Raw genomic sequence first — 26,126 nt, forward strand, 5'->3', positions numbered from 1 at the left:
GAGGGGGAAAAGGGAATTCAACAGGTCGGCGCTGCTGCGTTCGTCAGGCAAAGCGACCATGACGCTCGCTGTTGCGTCTCGTCATCTTATTACCGAGCAGCACGTCAAAATCTATCGACGCACTGCGGCACTGGACATCCAGCCGGTATTACGCGTTGCCGGACACCCGCTCTTCCACGTCAAAGCTGAGCGGGAAGGCACCCAGTGCTTTGAGTTCCGCACTCCCGATTACAATTAACGACATATAACCTCCTGGTATGGGTTGCCGTCAGAAGGTGCTAATGGTTTACGGCCTTCAGCAGGATGCCCCTGAGCGACTGAAAACAGCGTCATTTACCGTCAGCTTAGCGTTTAACAGGTCAGTTTTTTTTGCGGAAACGGGTGGGTTGAACAGCCACAGAACAGGGTGGAATGGGATGAAACTGCAGGGCCGGCAGGTATCGTCGGGCAATTTACAGCAGGTTGCAGCGCACTAAGCACAAAATAAAGAAAAAGACGGGTAAACAGCCCCTCCACCGCCAGGTGGGGGGTGTTTACCCGTCCGCAGGGGCTGCGCCCTGTTGATTGACTCCGGCCGTTTATTCCAGGCTGGTGGTGCCGTTGATCCTGAACTTGATGGTCATTTTCAGATCGTTCCCCGGCCTGCCGGGTTCGTAACGCCACTTACGCATCGCTGATTTCACCTCACGCTCAAACATATTGCGCGGTTCGGCGGAGACAATACGCACGTTCTCTACCTGCCCGCTGGCGTTGACGTCGAACATCACCCTGACCGCACCCTCCACGCGCAGCGCCAGCGCCCGCGACGGATAATCAGGGTTGCCCTGGCTAATCGCCCGCGTACCGGTTGAGACGGTATTCGACGGCGGCGCCGGGTTGGTTGTCGGCGCGGTAGACGCTTTTGGTGCTTCGGTGACCTGCTTTTCAACCGGGGCTGGCGGACGCGTTTCACGCGGCTTCACCTGCGGCTTCGGCTTCTCTTCCACCTTCTTCGGTTTCGGTTTCGGCTTCGGCTTCGGTTTGGGCTTCGGCTCGGGGATCGGAATCGGAACCGGCTCGGCTTTTGGCGGCTCGGGAACGATTTCTGGCTCAGGTTCCGGCTCAGGTTCGATCACCGGCTCTGGCGGCGCAGGCTGCACTTCCGGCTGCACTTCCGGCGCGACCATCGACACGCTGATGGGCTGTGCCGGTTTCGGCATCTCAGTCGTCTGGTGGTACGAGGCGTAAAGCAGCGCACCGATCACCGTACCGTGCAGTACAACGGAAACCAGCAACGAGAGGGGTGAGCGGCCTGGTAGTGGGGTTGTCAGCGTCGTCATAGTCTTTATGGTCAAAATGTGAAGGGGTGAGTTTAAATGCAAATAGCAATCAATTTCAACAACCAGCAGCATCCAATTGACAATAAGCCCTTAAATCGCCGATCGGCGGGTCAGATTCCCTCCGTTTATCTTTCGTTTGCACAAACGCTGGTGATCACTTAACGTGGCGCAACTATTTATTCCGACAGGGGTTCGAAGGTGCTCTACGTAATATACGCTGAAGATCATGCTGATTCACTGGAAAAACGGCTGGCGGTGCGCCCTGCACACCTGGCCCGGCTGCAGCTGCTGCGCGATGAAGGACGCCTGATTATCGCCGGTCCGATGCCGGCGGTAGACAGCAACGACCCCGGTGCCGCAGGCTTTAGCGGCTCAACGGTGATCGCCGAGTTCACCTCGCTGGAAGAGGCGCAATCCTGGGCGCAGGACGACCCGTATGTCGCGGCGGGTGTTTACCGGCAGGTGGCGGTGAAGCCATACAAACGGGTGTTCTGACCCGTGGCGCGCGGTCGGCTTTGCCGCCCACGCTCACCCATCGGGTCAACCGGGCGCGTCTGTCGCCCGGTCACTCACGCTCAGGGGATCTGGGTAATAAACAGGATAGAACGGCGCTGCTGCTGGGCCACCTGGTGGCGGAAGGAGTGCATACGGCCATAGCGGCGGGACTGCCCTTCTAACCAGCGCGACCGGCGGCGGTGCACCTGCCGCATCATGCGCCAGCGCGCGACTTCATTCCTGCTCTTCCTCATGACACCCTCTCTCGGATTTGTGGACCGGCAAAACCTGCGGCGCGAGTATAGCCTTTTTTTCCGCCGTACCCAATCAGACCTGTTAAATCGGTGAATACTTTCGAAAAGGTTCCCTGCGCTGTCATCTGCACGTAAACTCTGAGCACCCGGGCGCGAACAGGATTTCCACTTAATGACCACTTTTTACACCGTGATGAGCTGGCTACTGGTTTTCGGATACTGGCTGCTGATCGCCAGCGTGACGCTGCGCATCCTGATGAAACGCCGCGCCGTGACCTCGGCGATGGCCTGGCTGCTGGTGATCTACATTCTGCCGCTGGTCGGCATTATCGCCTATCTGTCGTTCGGCGAGCTGCACCTCGGCAAGCGCCGGGCCGAACGTGCCCGTACCATGTGGCCGTTTACCGCCCGCTGGCTCAACGAGCTGAAGTCCACCCGGGCGATTTTTGCCGAGGGTAACAGCGACGTGGCGCGCCCGCTGTTTCAGCTGTGTGAACACCGCCAGGGCATTGGCGGGGTTAAGGGCAACCAGCTGCAGCTGCTGACCAGCACCGATGAGACGCTTCAGGCGCTGATCCGCGATATCCGGCTGGCGCGGCACAATATCGAGATGGTGTTTTACATCTGGAATCCGGGCGGGCTGGCGGATGAGGTGGCCGAAGCGCTGATGGCCGCCGCCCGGCGCGGCGTGCACTGCCGTCTGATGCTGGACTCGGCCGGCAGCGTGGCCTTTTTCCGCAGCCCGTGGGCGGCGATGATGCGTAACGCCGGCGTCGACGTGGTGGAAGCGCTGAAGGTCAGCCTGCTGCGCGTGTTCCTGCGCCGTATGGACCTGCGCCAGCACCGTAAGATGGTGCTGATCGACAACGCCATCTCCTACACCGGCAGTATGAATATGGTCGACCCGCGCTTCTTTAAACAGGACGCGGGCGTCGGCCAGTGGGTGGATCTGATGGCGCGGATGGAAGGCCCGGTGACCACCACCATGGGCATTATCTACGCCTGCGACTGGGAGATTGAAACCGGCAAGCGCATCCTGCCGCCGCCGCCGGACGCCAATATGATGCCGTTTGAAGCCGAAAGCGGCCATACCACCCAGACCATCGCCTCCGGGCCGGGCTTCCCGGAGGATATGATCCACCAGGCGCTGCTGACCGCCATCTATTCGGCGCGCGAACAGCTGATTATGACCACCCCCTATTTCGTTCCCAGCGATGACCTGCTGCACGCCATCTGCACCGCCGCCTGGCGCGGCGTTGAGGTGAGCATTATCGTGCCGCGCCACAACGATTCGCTGCTGGTCGGCTGGGCCAGCCGCGCCTTCTTCGCCGAACTGCTGGAGGCGGGGGTGAAAATCTACCAGTTCGAGGGCGGCCTGCTGCACACCAAAAGCGTGCTGGTCGACGGTCAGCTCAGTCTGGTCGGCACCGTTAACCTCGATATGCGCAGCCTGTGGCTGAACTTTGAGGTGACGCTGGTGGTGGACGATGACGGTTTCGGTACCGATCTGGCCTGCGTACAGGCGGATTATATCGCCCGCTCACGGCTGCTGGACGCCAGCCGCTGGAACCGCCGCGCCTGGTGGCAGCGCATCGTCGAACGTCTGTTTTACTTCTTCAGCCCTTTGCTGTAAAACGGGCGAAGTTGTTCACCAGCCCGCGGGCTTACAGGAAATGTTATGGATTTAAACAACCGCCTTACCGAAGATGAAACGCTGGAACAGGCTTACGATATTTTTCTTGAGCTGGCCGTCGATAACCTCGATCCGGCCGATGTGATTCTGTTCAACCTGCAGTTTGAGGAGCGCGGCGGCGCGGAGCTGTTTGACCCGGCCGAAGACTGGGCCGAGCACGTTGATTTCGATCTGAACCCGGACTTCTTCGCCGAGGTGGTGATTGGGCTGGGTGAGGCAGACGGTGAGCCGATCACCGACGTGTTTGCCCGCGTGCTGCTGTGCCGCGAGAAAGATCACAAGCTGTGCCATATTCTGTGGCGTGAGTAAGCCGCTGCCAGCGCAGTGAGGCAGGCTGTCTGCAGGGTGTAACCGGCGGTCTGCTCCTCTCTGCCAGACGATTAAAAACGGCTACCGGTCAACGGTAGCCGTTTTTTATTGCCTGTCGCGCAGGAAAAGAGATGCCCGTTGAAGCGGGTGGTGACAGACGCCACCCCCCGCCTGGCGCGGTATTACAACGGATCGACCTTCAGGCAGGAGACCGCGTGGCGGAAGCTGCCCTCCAGCAGCGGCCGGGTGATGGCGCACTCCGGCCCGGCCACCGGGCAGCGGGTGCGGAACACGCAGCCGGACGGCGGGTTGATCGGCGAAGGCAGCTCCCCCTCCAGCAGCTGCAGGGTTTTATTCCGCTCCCGATCCGGATCCGGCACCGGCACCGCCGACATCAGCGCCCGGGTATAAGGGTGCTGCGGGTTCTGGTACACCTCGCTGTAGGTGCCGAGCTCCACCGCGTGGCCAAGGTACATCACCAGCACGCGGTCGGAGATATGCTTCACCACCGCCAGATCGTGGGCGATAAAGATCAGCGACAGGCCCATCTCGCGCTGCAGCTTTTGCAGCAGGTTAACCACCTGCGCCTGGATCGATACGTCGAGCGCCGAGACCGGTTCATCGCAGATAATCAGCTTCGGCTCAAGGATCAGCGCGCGGGCGATACCGATGCGCTGGCACTGGCCGCCGGAGAACTCGTGCGGGTAGCGGTTGACGAGGTTGGGCAGCAGGCCGACCTTCTGCATCATGGTGCGCACCTTCTCCGTCACCTGCGCCCGGGTCAGCTCCGGGTGGTAGGTGCGCAGCGGCTCGGCGATAATGTCGCCGATGGTCATGCGCGGGTTGAGCGAAGCCAGCGGATCCTGGAAAATCATCTGGATATCGCTGCGCGCCTCGCGCCACTGCTCCGCGCTCTGCCCCAGCAGATCGCGCCCCAGCCAGGCCACCCGCCCTTCGGTCGCCTTCACCAGCCCGATGATCGCCCGGGCCAGCGTCGACTTGCCGCAGCCGGACTCGCCGACCACGCCGAGGGTTTCGCCCTCGTACAGCCGCAGGCTGACGCCGTCGACCGCCTTAAGCGTTTTCGGCGGCTGCCAGAACCACTGGCGCCCGTCTTTTATCTCAAAGTGCACCTTCAGATCGGCGATCTCCAGCAGCACCTTCTTCTCAGCAGGCAGCGTCATACCAGTGCCTCCGGTGATTTAAAGCAGGCGCGCAGGCGGCCCTGACCAAACGGGCTGAGCGGCGGCGTGTCGGCACAGCGCTCGGTGGCGTGGGCGCAGCGCGGCTGGAACGGACAGCCTTTCGGCAGGCGCAGCAGGTTGGGCGGGTTGCCGGGAATAGTCACCAGCGTGTCGTTTTCGTCGGCGTCCAGCCGCGGCACCGCGTTAAGCAGGCCGATCGAGTAAGGGTGCGACGGCTGATAGAACACGTCGCGCGCGCTGCCGTACTCCATGGTGCGCCCGGCGTACATTACCAGCACCCGATCGCAGATCCCGGCCACCACCCCCAGATCGTGGGTGATCATAATAATCGCGGTGTTGAACTCACGCTTCAGTTCGTTCAGCAGGGTCATAATCTGCGCCTGGACGGTGACGTCCAGCGCGGTGGTCGGTTCATCGGCGATCAGCAGCTTTGGCCGGCACAGCAGCGCCATGGCGATCATCACGCGCTGGCGCATGCCGCCGGAGAATTCGTGCGGGAACATGCGCATGCGCTTGCGCGCCTCCGGCATCTTCACCGCATCGAGCATGCGTACCGACTCTTCAAACGCCTGCGCGCTGCTGAGGCCGTTGTGCAGCTTCAGTACTTCCATCAGCTGTTCGCCGACGCGCATATAGGGGTTCAGCGAGGTCATCGGGTCCTGGAAGATCATCGCCATCTGCTGCGCGCGCAGTGTATTCAGCTGCTTTTCCGGCAGGTTGAGGATCTGCTGGCCGTTAAAGCGCGCCGAGCCGCCGGTGACGCCGTTGGCGGCCAGCAGCCCCATCAGCGCAAAGGCGGTCTGCGATTTCCCGGAGCCGGACTCGCCGACGATGCCCAGCGTCTCACCGGCGCTGAGGCTGAAGTTCAGGTCGTTAACGGCGGTGACGTCACCGTCCGGGGTGCGGAAGGTAACGCGCAGGTCGCTGACTTCCAGCAGGCGGGGTTCAGCCGCCGTCGTTTCTGTGTTGTTCATCAGCACTTTCCTTAACGATCTTTCGGGTCGAGGGCATCACGCAGGCCATCGCCGATAAAGTTGAAACAGAACAATGTCACCACCAGGAAGCCGGCAGGCCAGAGCAGCAGCCACGGCGAGACCTCCATGGAGTTCGCCCCGTCGCTGAGCAGCGCGCCCCAGCTGCTCAGCGGCTCCTGGGTGCCAAGGCCGAGGAAGCTGAGGAAGGATTCAAACAGGATCATCCCCGGCACCAGCAGCGAGGCGTAGACCACCACCACGCCAAGCACGTTAGGCACGATGTGGCGCATCACGATGGCAAAGGTGGAGACGCCGCCGACTTCGGCCGCTTCGATAAACTCTTTGCGCTTCAGGCTCAGCGTCTGGCCGCGCACGATACGCGCCATATCCAGCCACGACACCATGCCGATGGCGATAAAGATCAGCAGGATGTTCTGACCAAACAGCGTCACCAGCAGGATCACAAAGAACATAAACGGGAAGGAGTTGAGGATCTCCAGCAGGCGCATCATCACCGCGTCGGTTTTACCGCCAAGGTAGCCCGCCAGCGTGCCGTACAGGGTGCCGACCACCACCGCCACCAGCGCGGCGGCGAGGCCGACCATCAGCGAGATGCGTCCGCCGATCGCCACCCGCACCAGCAGGTCGCGCCCCGAGGAGTCGGTGCCGAAGTAGTGGCCGCTGCTGAGATCCGGCGCGGCCGACATCATCGCCCAGTCGGTATCATCGTAGGTGAACGGCGACAGCAGCGGGGCCAGCACCACGAACAGCGCAATCAGCAGCAGCAGGACCAGGCTGGCGATCGCCGCGCGGTTGTGCATAAAGCGCCGGCGGGCGTCCTGCCACAGGCTGCGCCCTTCCACCTCCAGCTTTTCGCTGAAGTTCTCCATGGTCTGGCTGTTTTTTTTACTTAAAATCATTATCCGCCCCCTGCTCAGTAACGGATTTTCGGATCGATCACGGCGTACAGCACGTCAACAATCGCGTTAAACAGGATAGTCAGCCCCCCGACCAGGATGGTCAGGCTGAGTACCAGCGAATAGTCCCGGTTCAGCGCGCCGTTAACGAACAGCTGGCCGATGCCCGGCAGGCCGTAGATGGTTTCAATCACCATCGAGCCGGTAATGATGCCGACAAAGGCCGGGCCGAGATAGGAGAGCACCGGCAGCAGCGCCGGCTTCAGCGCGTGGCGCAGGATGATGCGGCGCATCGGCAGCCCCTTGGCGCGCGCGGTGCGGATAAAGTTGGAGTGCAGCACCTCAATCATCGACCCGCGGGTGATACGGGCGATGCTGGCAATATAGGCCAGCGACAGCGCCACCATCGGCAGGATCATATATTTCAGCGCCCCGCCGTTCCAGCCGCCGCCGGGCAGCCACTTGAGGGTGATCGAGAACAGCAGCACCAGCAGCGGCGCCACCACAAAGCCGGGGATGACGATGCCGGTCATGGCCACTCCCATTACCGCGTAGTCCCAGCGGGTGTTCTGCTTCAGCGCCGCAATGGTGCCGGCGGTTACGCCGATCACCAGCGCAAACAGGAAGGCGGCCGCGCCGAGCTTAGCGGAAACCGGGAACGAGGTGGCGAGCAGATCGTTGACCGAATAGTCTTTGTACTTAAACGACGGGCCAAAGTCGCCGTGGGCCAGCTGGCCGAGGTAGCTGAGGTACTGCTTCCACATCGGATCGTTGAGGTGGTATTTGGCCTCGATATTGGCCATCACCTCCGGGCTGAGCACCCGCTCGCCGGTAAACGGACTGCCGGGTGCCAGCCGCATCATAAAGAACGAGATGGTGATCAGAATAAACAGCGTCGGGATCGCTTCAAGGAAGCGTCGTAGAATAAATTTTAACATTGCCGTACCTGCTGGCTGATGCCGCAGCGCACAGGCGCTGCGGCGACATTGCTTAAAAGGGGCAACCCGGTTACCCGCGCTTCTTAATGTTTAATGATGTACAGATTCTTGTCGCGGATATTATCCAGCGGATCTTTACCGGTGTAGCCACCGACGTACGGTTTCACCAGGCGGATGTTTTTGTAGTAATAGACCGGGGCAATCGCAGAGTCGTTATCAAGAATTTTCTCAGCGCGGGCATAGACTTCAGCACGCTTGCCTTCGTCCGCCACCGTCAGCGCTTCGGCCAGCGTTTTGTCAAACTCCGCGCTCTTATAGTGCGAGGTGTTACTGCTGCTGTCCGACTGCATGATGTTCAGGAAGGTGCTCGGTTCGTTGTAGTCGGCACACCAGGCGGCACGCGCGACGTCAAAGTTGCCCTGATGGCGGGTATCGAGGAAGGTTTTCCACTCCTGGTTCTGCAGCTTAACGTTGACCCCAAGGTTCTTTTTCCAGATCGAGGCGGCGGCGATCGCCAGCTTTTTATGCAGATCGGAGGTGTTGTACAGCAGGTCGAAGGTCAGCGGTTTATCCGCCGTATAACCCGCTTCGGCCAGCAGCTTTTTCGCCTCCTCGTTGCGTTTTTCCTGGGTCCAGGTGGTCCACTCCGGCGCCTGCAGCTTGATGTCGTCGATGTACGGCGGGGTGAAGCTCCAGGCCGGATCTTCATCCTGCGCTTTGACCTTCTTGACCATGATGTCGCGATCCAGGCCCAGCTTCAGCGCGGTACGCACGCGCACGTCGTTAAACGGTGGCTTCTGGTTGTTGATCTCATAGTAGTAGGTGCAGAGGTAAGGCTCGGCGCGGATCTCCTGCGGGATCTCTTTTTTCACCTTCTGGTACAGCTCAATGGGCAGGTAGTTGTAGGTCATGTCGCTGCTGCCGCTGCGGTAGCGGTTGGTGTCGGTAACTTCAGACGGGATCGGCAGGAAGGTGACCTTGTTCAGCACCGTGTGCGCATTGTCCCAGTACTGCGGGTTGCGCTCCAGTACGATGCGCTCATTCACCACCCACTCTTTTGGTTTAAACGCGCCGTTGCCGACGAAGTTGGCCGGCTGGGTCCACTTCTCACCGAACTTGTCGATCACCGGCTGATACAGCGGTGACATTGGCGGGTGGATCACCAGCTTGTCGAAGTACGGCACCGCTTCGCTCAGCGTCACTTCCAGCGTATGGTCGTCCAGCGCTTTTACGCCCAGCGTATCCGGCGCGGCTTTACCGTCAATGATCTGATCGACGTTCAGCAGGTGGCCGTACTGCAGGTAGCTGGCGTAAGGCGAGGCGGTTTTCGGGTCGGCCAGTCGTCGCCAGCTGTAGACAAAGTCTTTCGCGGTCACCGGCTCGCCGTTTGACCATTTGGCGGTGTTGCGCAGGTGGAAAATCCACACCTTGCCGCCCTCTTTGCTCTCCCAGCTTTCCGCAACGCCCGGTGCCAGCTTGCCGCTTTCGTCGGTAATCACCAGCCCTTCCAGCACGTCGCGGCTGACGTTTGACTCCGGCACGCCCTCAATTTTATGCGGATCCATCGACTGGATTTCGGCGCCGTTACCCCTGACCAGCTCCTGCTTTTCCGCCAGCTGTACTCCTGCCGGTACGACCGCCGCCTGCACCGCCGTGCCCGCCAGCGCGGTAAGGATGCCTGCCGCAATCAGACTTTTTTTCGTGATGTTGATCATTGTCCTACTCCAGTTATGGTCATGACCCGTGAGGGCGTCGAACGGCCCCCTTAGCGGGATACTGTCTGCGGGCGACGAACGATGCCGCCCGGTGCTTCCTGTTATCGTGTTACTGCTTATTATTGTGGTACTGCTGCTATCACCCCGCCCCACGGCAACGCCCCAGGGTCAGTGTTGGGTCAGATAATAGTATTTCAGGTTGGTGAGATCGGCCGGGTCGCGGCCGGTAAAGCCGCCGACCCAGGGTTTAATCAGCCGTGCGCTGACCCGGTAGTAGACCGGCACCAGCGCAGAGTCGTTATCCAGCTGGCGTTCGGCCTGCTGGTAGATCGCCGCACGGGCGGCATCATCGCCGGCGGTCAGCGACTGCTGCATCAGCTGGTCAAACGCCGGGCTGCGATAGAAAAAGGTGTTGCTGGACGAGTGGCTGAGCATCATGGTCAGAAAGCTGGCGGGGTCGTTATAGTCGCCGCACCAGGTGGCGCGCGCCGCGTCATACTGCCCCTGTCGCACGCTGTCCAGCGAGGTTTTCCACTCCTGGTTCTGCAGCGTGACCTCGGCGCCGAGGTTCTTTTTCCACATCGAGGCCGCCGCAATCGCCTGCTTCTGATTCACGTCGGAGGTGTTGTAAAGCAGCGAGAAGCGCAGCGGATTGGCCGCGCCGTAGCCGGCTTCCGCCAGCAGCGCCCGCGCCTGCTGATTGCGCTCGGCCTGGCTCAGCCCGAACCAGGCCGGCGGGCTGAGGCTGGCGCCGCGGGTGAACGGCGGCGTCAGCGAGTACGCCGGGATCTGCCCCTGGCCCATAATCCTGTTGGCGATAATGTCGCGATCCAGCGTCATCTTCACCGCCGTGCGCACCCGTTGATCGTTAAACGGCGGCCGGCCGCTGTTCAGCTGATAGAGGAAGGTGCAGAGCAGCGGATTGACGTGTACCTGGCTACCGAGATCTTTTTTCAGCTGTGCAAAGCGTTCCGGCGGCAGCGCCCCTTCGGTCATATCGATTTCACCGCTCAGGTAGCGATTAATGGCGCTGGATGATGAGGCGATCGGCAGAAAGGTGCCCTGCTCAATTACCGTTCTGGCGTTGTTCCAGTAGTGCGGATTGCGGGTCACCACGATTTTTTCGTTAACCACCCACTGGCTGAGCCGGTAGGCACCGTTGCCAACGTAGTGCTCAGGCAGCGTCCACTTATCGCCCCACTGCTCCACCGTTTTACGGTGCACCGGGCTGAGGGCGGTGTTGGCCGCCATCGCCAGGAACCAGGGCACCGGCGCGCTCAGGGTCACCTGCAGGTGGCGGTCGTCCAGCGCCTTCACCCCCAGCTCGCTGACCGGCAGCTTGCCGGCGATGACCGCGTCGGCGTTCAGCAGATGCGCGTCATGCAGCAGGCTGGCATAGGGCGAGGCGGTTTTAGGATCGCCGAGGCGCTGCCAGCTCCAGACGAAGTCGGCGGCGGTGACCGGGTCGCCGTTGCTCCATTTAGCATCGTCGCGCAGCGTAAAGGTCCAGACTTTAAACTGCTGCTGTTGCCAGCTCTCCGCCACGCCCGGCACCAGCCGCCCCTGATTGTCGGTGCCGACCAGCGACTCCAGCAGGTTAACCATCACGTTACTCTCGGGCACGCCCTGATTCTTTTGCGGGTCGAGGGTCGCCACCTCGGTGCCGTTATTGATCACCATCTGCTGTGCAGGGTTAAGCGTGACCCCGGCGGGGACCTGCGCCGCCGTCACCGGCAGTGCAGCGGACGCCAGCAACAGCACACCGCTGCCTGCGGCACAGGCTGACAAAAACTGGTTCATTATGAATCCCTCCATCGACTTACCTCAGGCTTTGGCAGCCGAGTCCGTTGTGATACTGCACATCCGGTGCCAGTTGTTGCACCTTTTGGAAAAAACTAGCAGAGCAAAGGCCTTTTCCCTAAGACCAATTAACAAAAATGTTAACCATTTCTCTTTTATCCGCATCAATGCCGGGGACACTTACTTATTTTTTAACGGAAAATATCATATAACTCATTGATATATAATCACAAAAACATAAATAAGTGCATTTTTACCGCAGAAAGACTAATTCAAGGGAAAAATTTATTCAACATCGCCAGAGAAGTGCAAAACAGCGCAAAAATCAGCATTGCTATTTTTAACCAGACAATAATGCTGCATTTGTGACTTTTTAAGGAATAACAAAAAGGTGAGAGAGATCACATGCCGCCATAACGACCTGCGATGAAAAGTCATTTTCATTAAAACAACTAATTCAGAGGTGGGTTAAATAAGAAAATCAGATAACGATCCTAAAATGGTGCAAATAATCCCTTTTATGCACCGTTATGGTGCATCAAATTCAACGCATAAAAAAAAAAGCGCATATTATGCGCCTTTTGCATTTTACACAGGATAATTCGTTCAGGCCGACAGTCCGGGGAACAGCGCCTTCACCCCGGTGACGACAAACTCAATCCCCAGAGCCATTAGCAGCAAGCCCATTATGCGCGTGACCACGTTGATGCCGGTCTGCCCCAGCAGCCGCACCATTAAGGGTGCGGCGCGGAACACCAGCCAGCAGCAGAAGGCAAAGAGCGCGATCGCCAGGCTGAAGCCCAGCAGGTTCTGCCAGTTGTGATAACGGCTGCTCCAGACGATGGTCGAGCTGATGGCACCCGGCCCGGCCATCAGCGGCAGCGCCAGCGGCACCACGCCGATACTTTCGCGGATCGCCGTCTCCGACTTCTCCTGTTTATTCTGTTTATCCTCCCCCAGCTTGCCGCTGATCATCGACATGGCTATGGTCACCACCAGGATGCCGCCGGCAATACGGAACGAGTCGATGGAGATACCGAATACGCGCAGAATGGCGTCGCCGAGGAACAGCGAGGTCCACAGAATGATCGCCACCGACAGGTTGGCGGTCAGGTTGGTTTTGTTTCTGGCGGCAGGCGGTTGATAGCTGGTCATACTGATAAACACCGGGATGATGCCGATCGGGTTGACCAGGGCAAACAGGCCGATAAAGAATTTGATATAGACGGAGAGGTCTGAAATAGCAGGGTTCACGGCAGCTCCTGAACAAACGTAATAAAATGAGGTAACGCGCTGGCGTAAAGTATATCTGAAGCAGGGACGACACCGTCAGTTATCCTGCAATTTATTGAAATAACGCATTTTCTCACCATGCCTGCTGCTGCCAGCTCTCGGCGTGCAGCGCCCAGGCCCGCTGCACGCCGCTGACGGGCAGGCGTTATTGATCCGGATCGTTTTTTATCCATGCTGAATGGTGTCAGCTTGCACTTTTCATGATCTGCATCAGTATTTTCCCGGGTGGCAGTGACTATGCTTAGGCATCAGATAAATCTAACCTCGACACGGAATACAGGCACTGAGGAGAGCCACAAAGACGCTGTTAGTAAACCGCCCTGACGCCATTTCGCAGACCTTGTCTGAACCGGATGGCCTTTCCCTCTCTCGGGCAGCAGCCGGTTTACTAACAGAGTTTAAACTTCCATCAGGAGAGCTATTATGGCCGTTACTAATGTCGCTGAACTGAATGCGCTCGTCGCCCGGGTCAAACTGGCTCAGCAGCAGTACGCCAGCTTCACCCAGTCTCAGGTAGACCGGATTTTCCGCGCTGCCGCCCTCGCCGCCGCCGATGCGCGTATTCCGCTGGCCAAACTGGCCGTTGCCGAGTCGGGCATGGGCATCGTTGAAGATAAGGTGATCAAAAACCACTTCGCCTCAGAGTACATTTACAACGCCTACAAGGATGAACAGACCTGCGGCGTGCTGAGTAGCGATGACACCTTCGGCACCATGATTATCGCCGAGCCCGTCGGGCTGATCTGCGGCATCGTGCCAACCACCAACCCAACCTCCACCGCGATCTTTAAAGCGCTAATCAGCCTGAAAACCCGCAACGGCATCATTTTCTCCCCGCACCCGCGTGCTAAAGATGCCACCAATAAAGCCGCTGAGATTGTGCTGCGTGCCGCCGTGGCGGCCGGTGCCCCGGCAGATATTATCGGCTGGATCGATGCGCCCACAGTTGATCTCTCCAGTCAGTTAATGCACCACCCGGATATCAACCTGATCCTCGCCACCGGTGGTCCGGGCATGGTGAAAGCCGCTTACAGCTCCGGTAAACCGGCCATCGGCGTCGGCGCGGGTAACACGCCGGTGGTGATTGATGAAACCGCCGATATCAAACGTGCAGTAGCGTCGATTCTGATGTCAAAAACCTTCGACAACGGCGTGATCTGCGCCTCCGAGCAGTCGGTGATCGTGGTCGGCAGCGTCTATGATGCGGTGCGCGAACGTTTCGCCAGCCACGGCGGCTACCTGCTGCAGGGCGATGCGCTCAGGGCGGTGCAGGCGGTGATCCTGAAAAACGGCGCGCTGAACGCGGCGATCGTCGGCCAGTCGGCGGAGCAGATTGCTGCCTTAGCCGGTATCAGCGTGCCGGCCGGCACCAAAATTCTGATCGGTGAAGTACAGCTGATTGATGAGTCTGAACCTTTTGCCCACGAAAAACTGTCGCCGCTGCTGGCGATGTACCGGGCGAAAGACTTCAGCGATGCGGTCGGCAAAGCCGAACAGCTGGTGGCGATGGGCGGCATCGGCCATACCTCCTGCCTGTATACCGACCAGGATAACCAGCGCGAGCGCGTGGGCCTGTTCGGCGAGCGGATGAAAACGGCGCGTATCCTGATCAACACGCCAGCGTCCCAGGGTGGTATCGGCGATCTGTACAACTTCAAGCTGGCACCGTCGCTGACGCTGGGCTGTGGCTCATGGGGGGGCAACTCTATCTCTGAGAACGTTGGCCCGAAACATCTGATCAACAGAAAAACCGTGGCTAAGCGAGCAGAAAATATGTTGTGGCACAAGCTTCCTGAATCCATCTACTTCCGCCGCGGCTCCCTGCCCATCGCGCTGGATGAAGTGGCCAGCGACGGCGCAAAACGCGCGTTTATCGTTACCGACCGTTTCCTGTTTAACAACGGCTATACCGAGCAGGTAACCCGCGTGCTGAAGTCGCACGGCGTGGAAACGGACGTGTTCTTCGAAGTGGAAGCGGACCCGACGCTGACCACGGTGCGTAAAGGCGCAGAACAGATGCACGCCTTTAAGCCTGACGTGATTATCGCCCTCGGCGGCGGTTCCCCGATGGACGCGGCGAAAATCATGTGGGTAATGTACGAGCACCCGGAAACCCATTTCGAAGAGCTGGCGCTGCGCTTTATGGACATCCGTAAACGCATCTATAAATTCCCAAAAATGGGCGTGAAAGCCAAAATGGTGGCGATTGCCACTACCTCCGGCACCGGTTCTGAAGTGACGCCGTTTGCGGTGGTGACCGACGATGCCACCGGGCAGAAATACCCGCTGGCCGACTATGCGCTGACCCCGAATATGGCGATTGTCGATGCCAACCTGGTGATGGATATGCCGAAATCACTCTGTGCCTTCGGCGGTATTGATGCGGTTACCCACTCGCTGGAAGCCTACGTGTCGGTACTGGCCAACGAGTTTTCCGACGGCCAGGCGCTGCAGGCGTTGAAACTGCTGCAGGAAAACCTGCCGGCCAGCTACCGTGAAGGGGCGAAAAATCCGCAGGCCAGGGAGCGGGTGCACAATGCCGCCACCATCGCCGGCATCGCGTTTGCCAACGCCTTCCTTGGCGTCTGCCACTCGATGGCACACAAGCTGGGCTCAGAGTTCCATATTCCGCACGGCCTCTCCAACGCCCTGCTGCTGTGTAACGTCATTCGTTATAACGCCAACGATAACCCGACCAAGCAGACGGCGTTCAGCCAGTACGACCGCCCGCAGGCGCGCCGTCGTTACGCCGAGGTCGCTGACCATCTGAACCTCAGCGCACCGGGCGACCGCACCGCGCAGAAAATTGAAAAGCTGCTGGCGTGGCTGGACGAGCTGAAAGTACAGCTGGATATTCCAGCGTCGATTCGCGAGGCTGGCGTACAGGAGGCCGATTTCCTGGCGAAGGTGGATCAGCTGGCGGAAAACGCCTTTGACGACCAGTGTACCGGGGCCAATCCACGTTATCCGCTGATTGCCGAGCTGAAACAGATCCTGCTGGACAGCTATTACGGCCGCAAGTTTAGCGAAGGGGTTAAGCCTGAAGAGGCGCTGGCTGACGCTGACAGCAACGTCAAAGCATTAAAAAAAGCGAGAAGATAATCGCGCTGTAAGCCGAATAAACCCGCCATCCGGCGGGTTTGTTTTTTTTAATTCGTTAGCTGCGCTAATCAACTAAAGACCACCCTGCCGGATCGATACGCCGGTGGACGGTTGGGAATTATTCCAGAATCAGGTTTTTTTGCCGCCGAAAATGGCCTGCGTTGAACCGCCGTTCAGTGCTTCGGTATAATGTTTACGGCACACCGAAACGTAACGTTCATTCCCGCCAATTTGTACCTGCTCCCCTTCGTTAAAGGGTTTACCCTTTTCATCGAGGCGCAGCACCATGCTGGCTTTCCTGCCGCAGTGGCAAATGGTTTTCAGCTCCACCAGCTTATCTGACCAGGCCAGAAGATACTGGCTGCCGGTGAATAACTCGCCGCGAAAATCTGTACGCAGGCCGTAGCAAAGTACAGGTATATCCAGAATATCCACCACATCTGCCAGCGCCCTGACCTGTTCACGGGTCAGAAACTGACTTTCATCCACCAGCACGCAGTGAACCGGTTCCAGCTGATGCTGCTGACTAATTTCGTCAAATAATGCACTGCTGTTATTATAAAGCCGGGCTGGAGAAGAAAGGCCAATCCGCGAACTGACCGTCCCCACGCCGTAGCGGTTATCAATTTCTGCGGTATACACCAGCGTACGCATCCCCCTCTCCTGATAATTATAGGAAGATTGCAGTAATGCGGTGGATTTACCGGCATTCATCGCCGAGTAATAGAAATATAGCTGAGCCATCAAGCCCCACTCCGGAAGTCAACTGTAGGCCGCCAGTGTATCATGAAGCCGCGGCGAAGGTGGATGCACCACTTTTGGTTTATTGTCTGCCGGCGAGGCGCCGTGGACATCTTCCGTGCCCGCTATTTATAGTCTGTGACTATTTAGCATTGCCATAACCGGGAAAATGCCTGGAAATTAGCAGTTTTTAACTTCTTACAAAATTATCTATTGCAGTTCGCAAACGCCATCACTATTATTGCCAGGACAGAACGATCCCCATCAATATTATTAAGAGAATTGGCCCATGAGCGAAGCGCTTAAAGTATTAAACAATATCCGCACCCTGCGTGCGCAGGCAAGAGAATGCAGCCTGGAAACCCTGGAAGAGATGCTTGAGAAACTGGAAGTGGTGGTTAACGAGCGTCGTGAGGAAGACAGCCACGCCCAGGCTGAAGTTGAAGAACGCACCCGTAAACTGCAGCAGTACCGCGAAATGCTGCTGGCCGACGGTATCGACCCTAACGAATTGCTGAACAGCCTGACCGTTGCGAAAGCTCCGGGTAAAGCGAAACGTGCTGCGCGTCCGGCTAAATATCAGTACACCGAAGAGAACGGCGAAGTGAAAACCTGGACCGGCCAGGGCCGTACCCCAGCCGTGATTAAAAAAGCGATCGAAGAACAAGGTAAACAGCTGGAAGACTTCCTGCTGTAATTGGCGGTAAACCGCTCAGGGCCTGCTTATTATCCCCGTCCCGGATGGGGATTTGGTCCCATTTTTGTTTTGATTTTTATCCAGGCACAAAAAAAGGAAGCTCAGGCTTCCTTTTTTCTTTGGCATCTTTTCGGCATCAGACCCGGTAAAAATCACGGTACCAGTCGACAAAGCGTGCCACACCCTGCTCAACGTCGGTGGCGGGTTTAAATCCGATCGCCTGATACAGCGCACGGGTATCGGCGCTGGTGTCCAGTACGTCTCCCGGCTGCATCGGCAGCATATTTTTTACCGCCACGATACCGAGCGCCTTCTCCAGCGCCTGAATATAGTCCATCAGCTTCACCGGCTGGCTGTTACCGATATTATAGACGCGGTAAGGTGCAGAACTGGTCGCCGGGCTGCCGCTCTCTACCGTCCAGTTATTATCCGCTGCGGGAATAACGTCCTGCAGGCGCATAATCGCCTCGGCAATATCATCGATATAGGTAAAGTCGCGCTGCATTTCGCCGTTGTTATAGACGTCGATAGCATCGCCCGCCAGCATCGCTCGGGTAAATTTGAACAGCGCCATATCCGGACGGCCCCACGGGCCGTAAACGGTAAAAAAGCGCAGCCCGGTGGTCGGAATAGCATACAGATGGGAATAGGTGTGCGCCATCAGCTCATTGGCTTTTTTGGTCGCAGCATACAGCGAGACCGGATGGTCTACGGAATCGTCGGTAGAGAACGGCAGCTTGCGGTTCAGGCCATACACCGAGCTGGAGGAGGCGTACAGCAGGTGTTCAACGCGCTGATGACGGCAGCCTTCCAGGATATTAAGGTGCCCGATCAGATTAGCGTCAGCATAGGCCAGCGGATTCTCCAGCGAATAACGCACCCCGGCCTGGGCAGCCAGGTGGATAACGCGCTGAGGAGCGTGGGTACGAAACAGCGCCGCAATGCCCTCACGGTCGGCAAGGTCGGCTTTAATAAAGATGAAGTCGGGACAGTCGGCGATCAATGCCAGGCGTGCGGTCTTCAGATTAACGTCGTAATAGTCGTTCAGGTTGTCGAGACCGACAACCTGGTGACCGGCGGCAAGCAGACGTTGCGTGACGTGAAAGCCAATAAAACCTGCTGCGCCGGTGACCAGATATTTCATACTCGCCTCAAATATTATGCAATGTTCAGAGATGCTCCGCGGCCGATTGCATAATAAACGAAGCCGCGCTTGCTGATTCTTTCCGGATCATACAGGTTACGACCGTCAAAAATCACGGCTTCTTTCAGTGAATTTTTAATCACGTCAAAGTCCGGAGCGCGGAAGTTCTGCCATTCGGTGCAGATCACCAGGCCATCTGCGCCCTGCAGCGCCGCTTCTTTGGTGCCCATCAGCTTCAGATCGTCACGGTGGCCGTAGACGCGCTGGGCTTCATCCATAGCTTCCGGATCGAACGCCTGCACCTTAGCACCCGCCTGCCACAGCGCTTCCATCAGCACGCGGCTGGAGGCTTCACGCATGTCATCGGTATTCGGCTTAAATGACAGCCCCCACAGCGCAAAGGTTTTGCCCTGCAGATTGTCACCGAAATGATGCTTGATGAAGGTCGGCAGTTTGTTCTTCTGCGCGTCGTTGACGTCTTCCACGGCCTGCAGCAGACGCGGCGTGTAGCCGATCTGCTCTGCGGTGCGGATCAGCGCCTGCACGTCTTTCGGGAAGCAGGATCCACCGTAGCCGCAGCCAGGATAGATAAACGAGTAGCCGATGCGTGAGTCAGAACCGATGCCCTGACGCACTTTTTCGATATCTGCCCCCAGCCTTTCGGCCAGGTTGGAGATTTCGTTCATAAAGCTGATTTTGGTCGCCAGCATGCAGTTCGCGGCGTACTTGGTCAGCTCGGCGCTGCGGATATCCATCAGGATCATGCGATCGTGATTACGGTTAAACGGCTCATACAGCTCGCGTAACAACTCAACGACGTCGTCATTGTCCGTACCGATGACGATGCGCTCAGGACGCATGCAGTCGCTGACGGCGGCACCTTCTTTCAGGAACTCAGGGTTTGACACCACGTCAAAGGTCAGATTCTGGCCACGCGCCTGCAGCGTTTCTTCCATTACCTTGCGCACGCGGTCCGCGGTGCCGACCGGCACGGTAGACTTATCCAGCACCACTTTATGGTCCCGCATGTGTTGCGCAATGGTGCGGGCGACGGCGGTTACGTACTTCAGGTCCGCAGAGCCGTCTTCGTCCGGAGGGGTGCCCACGGCGATAAACTGCATTACGCCATGGTTAACGCCCTCTTCAGCGTTGGTGGAAAACCTGAGGCGACCGGCCTCATAGTTTTGCATAACCAGCGGCGTCAACCCTGGTTCAAAAATTGGAATGATCCCTTTCTTCAGATTCTCGACTTTGTTAGCGTCGACATCGATACAAAGAACGTCATGGCCGACTTCGGCTAAAACCGCAGCCTGAACCAGACCGACATAGCCGATACCAAATACGGTGACTTTCATTGAGTTGTCCCGGTTAAAATGAAACTTACTTTTTAATGCCGACGGCGCTTTCCAGCCACGCCTTGAAATCATCGCCCAGCGTGCTGTGACGAACGCCGTACTCGACGAAGGCCTGCATGTAGCCCAGCTTGTTGCCGCAGTCGTGACTGACGCCTTTCAGGTGATAGGCTTCGACGGTCTGTTTTTCCATCAGCATGGCGATGGAGTCGGTCAGCTGGATCTCATCACCGGCGCCCGGAGGGGTTTTCGCCAGCAGCGGCCAGATATCGGCAGAGAGAATGTAACGCCCGACGACCGCCAGGTTAGAGGGAGCCTGATCGGCTTTCGGTTTTTCAACCACGCCAACCATCGGTGCGCTCTGGCCCGCCTGCAGCTCAGCGCCCTGGCAGTCGACCACGCCGTAAGCGGTCACGTCCGCAACCGGCTCAACCATGATCTGGCTGTGGCCCGTCTCATCGAAACGCTTCATCATGTCGGCCAGGTTATCTTTGGTCAGATCGGATTCGTACTCATCCAGGATCACGTCCGGCAGGATCACCGCAAACGGCTCGTTGCCAACCACCGGCTGGGCACACATCACCGCGTGGCCAAGGCCTTTGGCCAGACCCTGACGCACCTGCATGATGGTCACGTGCGGTGGGCAGATTGACTGGATCTCTTCCAGCAGCTGACGTTTAACGCGCTTTTCCAGCATCGCTTCCAGCTCGAAGCTGGTATCGAAGTGGTTTTCGATCGAGTTTTTAGACGAGTGGGTAACCAGAACAATTTCGTTGATACCGGCTGCGATGCACTCGTTAACCACGTACTGGATTAACGGCTTGTCCACCAGAGGCAACATCTCTTTCGGGATAGCTTTGGTAGCAGGCAACATACGCGTTCCCAAACCAGCAACCGGGATAACCGCTTTTTTTACTTTAGACTTATAGGCAGACATCAAAATACCTCTCGTTAGGCCGTTCAAGTTATTGCTTGATCTGTCTGGTTAAAAACGAAATGAGTATACCAGCCAAATTCACGCGGATTTATCCTGGATATTCATTTGTGCATAAATTAGGACTTTTACCCAATTGTAAAGGTTATCTTAGGCGCTGTCTGCCCGCGGCGCGACAAATGGCGGCGAACCGCCTACTCCGTAGACAACATCAGCCGCAACCGCCCGCCGGCACCCCATACCTGGCACTGCCAGCCGTCACAGCGCTGGCTGATCTGGTTAAGATGGGTGCTGCCCAGCGTGCCCAGCGGCACGCCGTTGCTGAGCTGGATCTGGTGATTGGGAATGGTCAGCGTGGCGTTCAGGCCAGCGGAAACGAGGATCAGATTGCGCAGTTCGCGGTGATAATAGCCAACCAGCAGCGGGAACTGTCCCTGCAGATTAGCCTGCCGCAACAGCAGGTTGACCTGCCTTAACAGCGTATTCAGCTGCGGCAACCGCTGCGACATCCCCGACAGCTGTTCGTGTAGCAGGCTGTTAAACAGCGCGCGCAGCAGCAGCGCGGCCAGCACGCCGTTATCCCCGGCCCGGGTGACGTCAAGGCAGTAAAATGCCAGATCGCGTTCGGACAGCGCGGCCACGTCAAGCACCAGCCCCGGCTGCTCGGCCATGGTCAGCTGACGGTAATTAACGCGACAGCTGGCGAGGGTCTGCTGCACCGGCGGCTGCAGCTGTTGCAGCAGCTTAGCCGCCGCCTGGGGATCGCTGACCAGCGCGTCCCAGTCCTGGAACAGCTGCTCCTCTTCTTCAACCTGCGAGGTAAACATCGACGGATAGAGGCACTCGAACACCGCTTCCCGCAGGCGAGCCAGATCTTTCAGCGGTTTTAGCAGCACGTCCTGCACGCCCAGCCGTAAAACTTTGGCGATATCAGCCATATTTTCGGTGGCCGAGATCACCAGAATCGGTAAAGTATTGCCGGAGCTGCGCAGATGCTCGACCAGCGCCATACCGTTCATACGCGGCATCGCCAGGTCGCAAATCATCAGATCCGGCATGATATGGTTCAGGCTTTCCAGCGCCTGCACGCCGTCTTCAGCCAGGCTGGTAACCGCACCCAGCGCCACAAGAAAATTATCCAGCAGGGTGCGGAAAACGGCTTCGTCCTCGACGATTAGAATGCGTTTCCCACTTAACGGTTTTTCCATTGCTCCCCCCGGCATAACAGATACCTATATAGTGGTTCAAAAATTGACATTGTGCCTGTCAGAATTGGCCTAAGTAACAGTCTCATTTGACCACGTTATTGTCTGTCACGAATCAGAGGTAACAGTTCATCCAGCTTTTTCTCCACCGCCAGACGCCCGGCCTCTATGGCTTCGTCCGCGCGGTGGAAGTCCAGCGTCGATATTTGCGGACAGAACGGCTGCAGCTGAACGTCCGGCGGATCGCCGGCCATACGGCTACGTTTCAGACGGTTCTCAAGGATCTGGATCGAGGTCGACATGATCTCCATCGCACCCGGCGACTGCACGCTGCGGCGCTGGGTCATGCGGCCCAGCTGCTGACGGAGCCGGCCGCCCCAGCTGCTCGCCTGTGGCGTATCGTCGGGCTGCGGCGTCACCGAGAACAGATCCTGCTGCATCAGGTGCGCGTCGTGCTGCAGATCCACCGCGATGACTATGTCGGCCCCCAGCGCCCGGGTCAGCGACACCGGCACCGGGTTAACCACCGCGCCATCCACCAGCCAGTAGCCGTTCCAGCTGACCGGAGCCAGCAGCCCCGGCATACTGCAGGAAGCGCGAACCGCCTGATGCAGGTCGCCTTCGGTCAGCCACAGCTCGCGACCGGTACTGAGGTTAGTCGTCACCGCACCAAACGGCAATGCGCAGCCGGCAATTTGATCTTCCGCGATCAGCCGGCGCACGTGGCTGAACACCCGTTCGCCGCGCAGCAGGCCGCCGCGCTGCCAGGAGAAGTCCATCAGCCTTAGCACCTGCCAGTAGCTGAAGGAGCGCACCCATTTTTCCAGTGGTTTCAGCCGGTGGCAGGCATACGCCGCCCCGACCAGCGCGCCAACCGAGCAGCCGGCGACGACGTCAATGCGGATGCCGGCGCGTTCCAGCGCGTGGATCACCCCGATATGTGACCAGCCCTTGGCCGCGCCCGCGCCCAGCGCCAGTCCGATTTTTATCTGTCGCATTCCACCCCTGGTCTTACATAACAAAAATGACATCACCGCATTGCGTCAGTTACCATGCGCCATCCACTTTTACGACCCATATCACCGGAGTCAACCGTGTCTGAACCTTGTCCATGCGGGAGCGGATCGCAGTATAACCTATGTTGCGAGCCGTATCTAAACGGGACGTCCCATCCCGCGACGCCTGAAGCGCTGATGCGCTCGCGCTACAGCGCCTATGTCAGGCAGCAGACGGGCTACCTGGTGGCCAGCTGGCACCCCAGCTGTAACGCCGCCCGTTTCGCCGACAGTATCGAAGAGAGCTACGCGCAGACGCGCTGGCTGGGTTTGCGGGTGATTGAAACCGCCCTGCAGCCCGGCGGCAACGAGGGCTACGTGACGTTCTGCGCGCAATTCCTCGAAAAAGAAGATAAACGCTTTATATATGAACGTTCACGCTTCCTTCGTGAGGATCAACGCTGGTACTATATCGACGGCGTGTTCCCGCCGGTCGGCCGCAACGACCGCTGCCCGTGCGGTTCCGGCAGTAAATATAAGAAGTGCTGTGGTCAGTCTTGACCCCTGATTTCCCTTTTGTATCGACAGGATTACCATCGCAATGCAAGCGCAAACCATGCAACGAAAAGTACTACGCACCATCTGCCCGGATGCTAAAGGGCTGATCGCCAAGATCACCAATATCTGTTACAAGCACGAACTGAACATTGTGCAGAACAATGAATTCGTCGACCACCGCACCGGGCGCTTCTTTATGCGCACCGAGCTGGAAGGCATCTTTAACGACAGCACCCTGCTGGCCGATCTCGACAGCGCGCTGCCGGTCGGTTCCGTGCGTGAGCTGCAGCCTGCCGGCCGCCGCCGCATCGTGATTCTGGTGACCAAAGAGGCGCACTGCCTCGGCGACCTGCTGATGAAAAGCGCATACGGCGGGCTCGACGTGGAGATCGCTGCGGTGATCGGCAACCATGAAACGCTGCGCACGCTGGTCGAACGTTTTGATATTCCGTTCGTGCTGGTCAGTCACGAAGGTCTGACCCGCGACGATCACGACACCAGAATGGCCGCAGAGATTGACCGCTATCAGCCGGACTACGTGGTGCTGGCAAAATATATGCGCGTGCTGACGCCGGGCTTTGTGCAGCGTTATCCGAACCAGATCATCAATATTCACCACTCGTTCCTGCCGGCGTTTATCGGTGCGCGTCCGTATCACCAGGCATATGAGCGCGGCGTGAAGATTATCGGTGCCACCGCGCACTACGTGAATGACAATCTGGATGAAGGCCCGATCATCATGCAGGACGTGATCCACGTCGATCACACCTACACCGCCGAAGATATGATGCGCGCCGGTCGTGACGTGGAGAAAAACGCCCTCAGCCGTGCGCTGTACCAGGTACTGGCGCAGCGGGTGTTTGTCTACGGTAACCGCACCATTATTCTGTAAGCCACATGATGCTGTTTTGGCTGACAAAACAGCATCATGTGCAAAAATCCTGCAAACGGATTCATTTATGCAAATCGGGGCTTTACAGCGTCATCGCATTTGATATGATGCGCCCCGCTTAACACGCACAGCAGCAAGGCCAGTAGTGGTGGGGTTCCCGAGCGGCCAAAGGGAGCAGACTGTAAATCTGCCGTCATCGACTTCGAAGGTTCGAATCCTTCCCCCACCACCATCTTCTTCACCTGACCAGCGGCTGAAGATGGCTTCTCAGATTTATCACCCGGGCCGGGTTGATAAGACGCTTAAGTCCTGACGGACAGCAGGCACTGATACCGCTGTTGCTGAGTTAACACGCTTCCCCTGGTGGGGTTCCCGAGCGGCCAAAGGGAGCAGACTGTAAATCTGCCGTCATCGACTTCGAAGGTTCGAATCCTTCCCCCACCACCATTTCTGACCGCCCTCTGCGTTACCTTCTTTCACCTGAATCTCTCTGTTTCACTTTGATCTCCCTTTTTACCTGTTATCACCCTGCTCCACTGTAATCATCCCGCTCCATATTTATTTCCCGGTTGCCTGAGTCATACGCGTTCTGTCTTCCATGCCGATCCCGTTGCCGGCTTGCCGTTGCCTTTCCGCTGCATCTCTGTCCGTCACAACTCAGCCCTGCGAGGACCGATCGGGTCAGGGCGTACCTTATCCGGTCTTTCGATCTGCCGTCATTCATTTTCCCGGCAGATTTTGCTACCATTCCCGCCTCAATTGAATGCTACCTGGCCGCCACTATGAAATTTGTCTCGTTTAATATCAATGGGCTGCGCGCCCGTCCGCACCAGCTGCAGGCGCTGGTAGAACAGCACCAGCCTGACGTGATCGGCCTGCAGGAAACCAAGGTCCACGATGATATGTTTCCGCTGGAAGAGGTGGCAAAACTCGGCTACCACGTGTTTTATCACGGGCAGAAAGGCCACTACGGCGTGGCGCTGCTGACCAAAGCCGCGCCAATCGCCGTACGCCGCGGTTTTCCCGGCGATGAAGAAGACGCGCAGCGCCGCATCATCATGGCGGATATCGACAGTCCGCTGGGGCCGCTGACGGTAATTAACGGCTACTTCCCGCAGGGCGAAAGCCGTGACCACCCGACCAAGTTCCCGGCCAAGGAGAAGTTTTATCGCGACCTGCAGGACTATCTGCTGCAGCAGCAGCAGGCCAGCAACCCGGTGCTGATCATGGGCGATATGAATATCAGCAGCACCGACCTCGACATCGGTATTGGTGAAGAGAACCGCAAGCGCTGGCTGCGCACCGGCAAGTGCTCGTTCCTGCCGGAAGAGCGTGAGTGGATGGACCGTCTGCTCGGCTGGGGGCTGGTCGATACCTGGCGGGTACAGAACGCCGGGGTCAACGACCGTTTCTCCTGGTTTGACTATCGTTCGAAGGGCTTTGACGACAACCGCGGCCTGCGCATCGATCTGCTGCTGGCCAGCCAGTCGCTGGCCGATCGCTGTACGGCGACCGGCATCGACTATGAGATCCGCAGCATGGAAAAACCTTCAGACCATGCGCCGGTATGGGCAGAGTTCAGCTTCTGATTGCA

General features: G+C 58.2%; 23 protein-coding genes and 2 tRNA genes. 10 read left to right on the forward strand and 15 right to left on the reverse strand.

Features of this window, described 5'->3' with window-relative positions:
- Positions 1–578: 578 nt before the first annotated feature.
- On the reverse strand, positions 579–1,319 hold the full coding sequence (gene tonB / locus GKQ23_RS13305) for a TonB system transport protein TonB (protein ID WP_212408493.1): 741 nt from the start codon (positions 1,317–1,319) through the stop codon (positions 579–581).
- A 198-nt stretch (positions 1,320–1,517) separates the two neighbouring features.
- On the opposite strand from tonB, the gene GKQ23_RS13310 reads away from it, so the two are divergent.
- A complete protein-coding gene (locus tag GKQ23_RS13310) occupies positions 1,518–1,814 on the forward strand; it encodes a YciI family protein (RefSeq protein ID WP_212408494.1) in 297 nt (98 codons plus the stop codon).
- 80 nt (positions 1,815–1,894) lie between these two features.
- Here GKQ23_RS13310 and GKQ23_RS13315 read toward each other — a convergent pair whose 3' ends face one another.
- Complete coding sequence (locus GKQ23_RS13315; RefSeq protein WP_146005466.1) at positions 1,895–2,068, reverse strand: YciY family protein; 174 nt, start codon at positions 2,066–2,068, stop codon at positions 1,895–1,897.
- A 172-nt stretch (positions 2,069–2,240) separates the two neighbouring features.
- Between GKQ23_RS13315 and cls the strand changes: the two genes are divergently transcribed.
- The gene (gene cls / locus GKQ23_RS13320; RefSeq protein WP_056242190.1) at positions 2,241–3,701 is read left to right on the forward strand and encodes a cardiolipin synthase; all 1,461 of its coding nucleotides are present in this window, start codon (positions 2,241–2,243) and stop codon (positions 3,699–3,701) included.
- Between the two features lie 45 nt (positions 3,702–3,746).
- Positions 3,747–4,070 (forward strand): HI1450 family dsDNA-mimic protein, encoded by a 324-nt coding sequence (locus GKQ23_RS13325; protein WP_056242186.1) that lies wholly within the window; start codon positions 3,747–3,749, stop codon positions 4,068–4,070.
- 182 nt (positions 4,071–4,252) lie between these two features.
- Here GKQ23_RS13325 and oppF read toward each other — a convergent pair whose 3' ends face one another.
- From oppF to GKQ23_RS13360, 7 genes are all read right to left on the reverse strand, one after another.
- Entirely contained in the window at positions 4,253–5,254 is a 1,002-nt protein-coding gene (gene oppF, locus GKQ23_RS13330) for a murein tripeptide/oligopeptide ABC transporter ATP binding protein OppF (protein WP_056242183.1), read from the reverse strand.
- Positions 5,251–6,249 (reverse strand): ABC transporter ATP-binding protein, encoded by a 999-nt coding sequence (locus GKQ23_RS13335; RefSeq protein ID WP_056242180.1) that lies wholly within the window; start codon positions 6,247–6,249, stop codon positions 5,251–5,253. Before GKQ23_RS13335 ends, oppF begins: the two co-directional genes overlap by 4 nt.
- An 11-nt stretch (positions 6,250–6,260) precedes the next feature.
- The gene (gene oppC / locus GKQ23_RS13340; protein ID WP_101505737.1) at positions 6,261–7,169 is read right to left on the reverse strand and encodes an oligopeptide ABC transporter permease OppC; all 909 of its coding nucleotides are present in this window, start codon (positions 7,167–7,169) and stop codon (positions 6,261–6,263) included.
- 14 nt (positions 7,170–7,183) lie between these two features.
- On the reverse strand, positions 7,184–8,104 hold the full coding sequence (oppB, locus tag GKQ23_RS13345; RefSeq protein WP_056242173.1) for an oligopeptide ABC transporter permease OppB: 921 nt from the start codon (positions 8,102–8,104) through the stop codon (positions 7,184–7,186).
- A gap of 83 nt (positions 8,105–8,187) precedes the next feature.
- Complete coding sequence (gene oppA / locus GKQ23_RS13350; RefSeq protein WP_212408495.1) at positions 8,188–9,819, reverse strand: oligopeptide ABC transporter substrate-binding protein OppA; 1,632 nt, start codon at positions 9,817–9,819, stop codon at positions 8,188–8,190.
- Between the two features lie 168 nt (positions 9,820–9,987).
- A complete protein-coding gene (locus tag GKQ23_RS13355; RefSeq protein ID WP_212408496.1) occupies positions 9,988–11,619 on the reverse strand; it encodes an ABC transporter substrate-binding protein in 1,632 nt (543 codons plus the stop codon).
- A gap of 606 nt (positions 11,620–12,225) precedes the next feature.
- A complete protein-coding gene (locus tag GKQ23_RS13360; RefSeq protein WP_056242164.1) occupies positions 12,226–12,873 on the reverse strand; it encodes a YchE family NAAT transporter in 648 nt (215 codons plus the stop codon).
- Between the two features lie 462 nt (positions 12,874–13,335).
- Between GKQ23_RS13360 and adhE the strand changes: the two genes are divergently transcribed.
- Positions 13,336–16,014, forward strand: a complete 2,679-nt coding sequence (adhE, locus tag GKQ23_RS13365; RefSeq protein ID WP_212408497.1) for a bifunctional acetaldehyde-CoA/alcohol dehydrogenase — start codon at positions 13,336–13,338, stop codon at positions 16,012–16,014.
- Between the two features lie 129 nt (positions 16,015–16,143).
- Here adhE and tdk read toward each other — a convergent pair whose 3' ends face one another.
- Complete coding sequence (gene tdk, locus GKQ23_RS13370; protein WP_056242158.1) at positions 16,144–16,758, reverse strand: thymidine kinase; 615 nt, start codon at positions 16,756–16,758, stop codon at positions 16,144–16,146.
- Between the two features lie 286 nt (positions 16,759–17,044).
- Between tdk and hns the strand changes: the two genes are divergently transcribed.
- A complete protein-coding gene (gene hns / locus GKQ23_RS13375; RefSeq protein ID WP_056242155.1) occupies positions 17,045–17,452 on the forward strand; it encodes a histone-like nucleoid-structuring protein H-NS in 408 nt (135 codons plus the stop codon).
- Between the two features lie 136 nt (positions 17,453–17,588).
- Here hns and GKQ23_RS13380 read toward each other — a convergent pair whose 3' ends face one another.
- From GKQ23_RS13380 to rssA, 5 genes are all read right to left on the reverse strand, one after another.
- Positions 17,589–18,596, reverse strand: coding sequence for an NAD-dependent epimerase (locus GKQ23_RS13380; RefSeq protein ID WP_212408498.1), 1,008 nt, complete (start codon positions 18,594–18,596; stop codon positions 17,589–17,591).
- Between the two features lie 14 nt (positions 18,597–18,610).
- Positions 18,611–19,951 carry a UDP-glucose/GDP-mannose dehydrogenase family protein gene (locus GKQ23_RS13385; protein WP_212408499.1) on the reverse strand — a complete coding sequence of 447 codons (1,341 nt, stop codon included), beginning with the start codon at positions 19,949–19,951 and terminating at the stop codon, positions 18,611–18,613.
- A 25-nt stretch (positions 19,952–19,976) separates the two neighbouring features.
- On the reverse strand, positions 19,977–20,885 hold the full coding sequence (galU, locus tag GKQ23_RS13390) for a UTP--glucose-1-phosphate uridylyltransferase GalU (RefSeq protein ID WP_056242148.1): 909 nt from the start codon (positions 20,883–20,885) through the stop codon (positions 19,977–19,979).
- 191 nt (positions 20,886–21,076) lie between these two features.
- On the reverse strand, positions 21,077–22,090 hold the full coding sequence (gene rssB, locus GKQ23_RS13395; protein WP_212408500.1) for a two-component system response regulator RssB: 1,014 nt from the start codon (positions 22,088–22,090) through the stop codon (positions 21,077–21,079).
- A gap of 95 nt (positions 22,091–22,185) precedes the next feature.
- Positions 22,186–23,085 (reverse strand): patatin-like phospholipase RssA, encoded by a 900-nt coding sequence (rssA, locus tag GKQ23_RS13400; RefSeq protein ID WP_056242141.1) that lies wholly within the window; start codon positions 23,083–23,085, stop codon positions 22,186–22,188.
- A 96-nt stretch (positions 23,086–23,181) separates the two neighbouring features.
- Here rssA and GKQ23_RS13405 point away from each other — a divergent pair, with 96 nt between their 5' ends.
- The 5 genes from GKQ23_RS13405 to xthA all read left to right on the forward strand — a co-directional run bounded on the left by GKQ23_RS13405 (position 23,182) and on the right by xthA (position 26,121).
- Positions 23,182–23,643 carry a YchJ family protein gene (locus GKQ23_RS13405; RefSeq protein ID WP_056242138.1) on the forward strand — a complete coding sequence of 154 codons (462 nt, stop codon included), beginning with the start codon at positions 23,182–23,184 and terminating at the stop codon, positions 23,641–23,643.
- A gap of 40 nt (positions 23,644–23,683) precedes the next feature.
- Positions 23,684–24,532: a formyltetrahydrofolate deformylase gene (purU, locus tag GKQ23_RS13410; RefSeq protein WP_056242134.1), complete on the forward strand. Its 849-nt coding sequence runs from the start codon at positions 23,684–23,686 to the stop codon at positions 24,530–24,532.
- 147 nt (positions 24,533–24,679) lie between these two features.
- A tRNA-Tyr gene (locus tag GKQ23_RS13415) sits at positions 24,680–24,764 on the forward strand.
- A 130-nt stretch (positions 24,765–24,894) separates the two neighbouring features.
- Positions 24,895–24,979: transfer RNA gene (locus GKQ23_RS13420), tRNA-Tyr, on the forward strand.
- A 335-nt stretch (positions 24,980–25,314) separates the two neighbouring features.
- Positions 25,315–26,121: an exodeoxyribonuclease III gene (gene xthA, locus GKQ23_RS13425; RefSeq protein ID WP_101505734.1), complete on the forward strand. Its 807-nt coding sequence runs from the start codon at positions 25,315–25,317 to the stop codon at positions 26,119–26,121.
- The last annotated feature ends 5 nt before the right edge of the window (positions 26,122–26,126 follow it).

The organism is Erwinia sp. E602 (genome assembly GCF_018141005.1).
Taxonomy (GTDB): Bacteria; Pseudomonadota; Gammaproteobacteria; order Enterobacterales; family Enterobacteriaceae; genus Erwinia.

Bases quoted from the DNA above. Each gene is read 5' to 3' on its own strand.
- tonB (WP_212408493.1), bottom strand. From the start codon at position 1,319: ATGACGACGCTGACAACCCCACTACCAGGCCGCTCACCCCTCTCGTTG.
- GKQ23_RS13315 (WP_146005466.1), bottom strand. From the start codon at position 2,068: ATGAGGAAGAGCAGGAATGAAGTCGCGCGCTGGCGCATGATGCGGCAG.
- cls (WP_056242190.1), top strand. From the start codon at position 2,241: ATGACCACTTTTTACACCGTGATGAGCTGGCTACTGGTTTTCGGATAC.
- GKQ23_RS13325 (WP_056242186.1), top strand. From the start codon at position 3,747: ATGGATTTAAACAACCGCCTTACCGAAGATGAAACGCTGGAACAGGCT.
- oppF (WP_056242183.1), bottom strand. From the start codon at position 5,254: ATGACGCTGCCTGCTGAGAAGAAGGTGCTGCTGGAGATCGCCGATCTG.
- GKQ23_RS13335 (WP_056242180.1), bottom strand. From the start codon at position 6,249: ATGAACAACACAGAAACGACGGCGGCTGAACCCCGCCTGCTGGAAGTC.
- oppC (WP_101505737.1), bottom strand. From the start codon at position 7,169: ATGATTTTAAGTAAAAAAAACAGCCAGACCATGGAGAACTTCAGCGAA.
- oppB (WP_056242173.1), bottom strand. From the start codon at position 8,104: ATGTTAAAATTTATTCTACGACGCTTCCTTGAAGCGATCCCGACGCTG.
- oppA (WP_212408495.1), bottom strand. From the start codon at position 9,819: ATGATCAACATCACGAAAAAAAGTCTGATTGCGGCAGGCATCCTTACC.
- GKQ23_RS13355 (WP_212408496.1), bottom strand. From the start codon at position 11,619: ATGAACCAGTTTTTGTCAGCCTGTGCCGCAGGCAGCGGTGTGCTGTTG.
- adhE (WP_212408497.1), top strand. From the start codon at position 13,336: ATGGCCGTTACTAATGTCGCTGAACTGAATGCGCTCGTCGCCCGGGTC.
- tdk (WP_056242158.1), bottom strand. From the start codon at position 16,758: ATGGCTCAGCTATATTTCTATTACTCGGCGATGAATGCCGGTAAATCC.
- hns (WP_056242155.1), top strand. From the start codon at position 17,045: ATGAGCGAAGCGCTTAAAGTATTAAACAATATCCGCACCCTGCGTGCG.
- GKQ23_RS13380 (WP_212408498.1), bottom strand. From the start codon at position 18,596: ATGAAATATCTGGTCACCGGCGCAGCAGGTTTTATTGGCTTTCACGTC.
- GKQ23_RS13385 (WP_212408499.1), bottom strand. From the start codon at position 19,951: ATGAAAGTCACCGTATTTGGTATCGGCTATGTCGGTCTGGTTCAGGCT.
- galU (WP_056242148.1), bottom strand. From the start codon at position 20,885: ATGTCTGCCTATAAGTCTAAAGTAAAAAAAGCGGTTATCCCGGTTGCT.
- rssB (WP_212408500.1), bottom strand. From the start codon at position 22,090: ATGGAAAAACCGTTAAGTGGGAAACGCATTCTAATCGTCGAGGACGAA.
- rssA (WP_056242141.1), bottom strand. From the start codon at position 23,085: ATGCGACAGATAAAAATCGGACTGGCGCTGGGCGCGGGCGCGGCCAAG.
- purU (WP_056242134.1), top strand. From the start codon at position 23,684: ATGCAAGCGCAAACCATGCAACGAAAAGTACTACGCACCATCTGCCCG.
- xthA (WP_101505734.1), top strand. From the start codon at position 25,315: ATGAAATTTGTCTCGTTTAATATCAATGGGCTGCGCGCCCGTCCGCAC.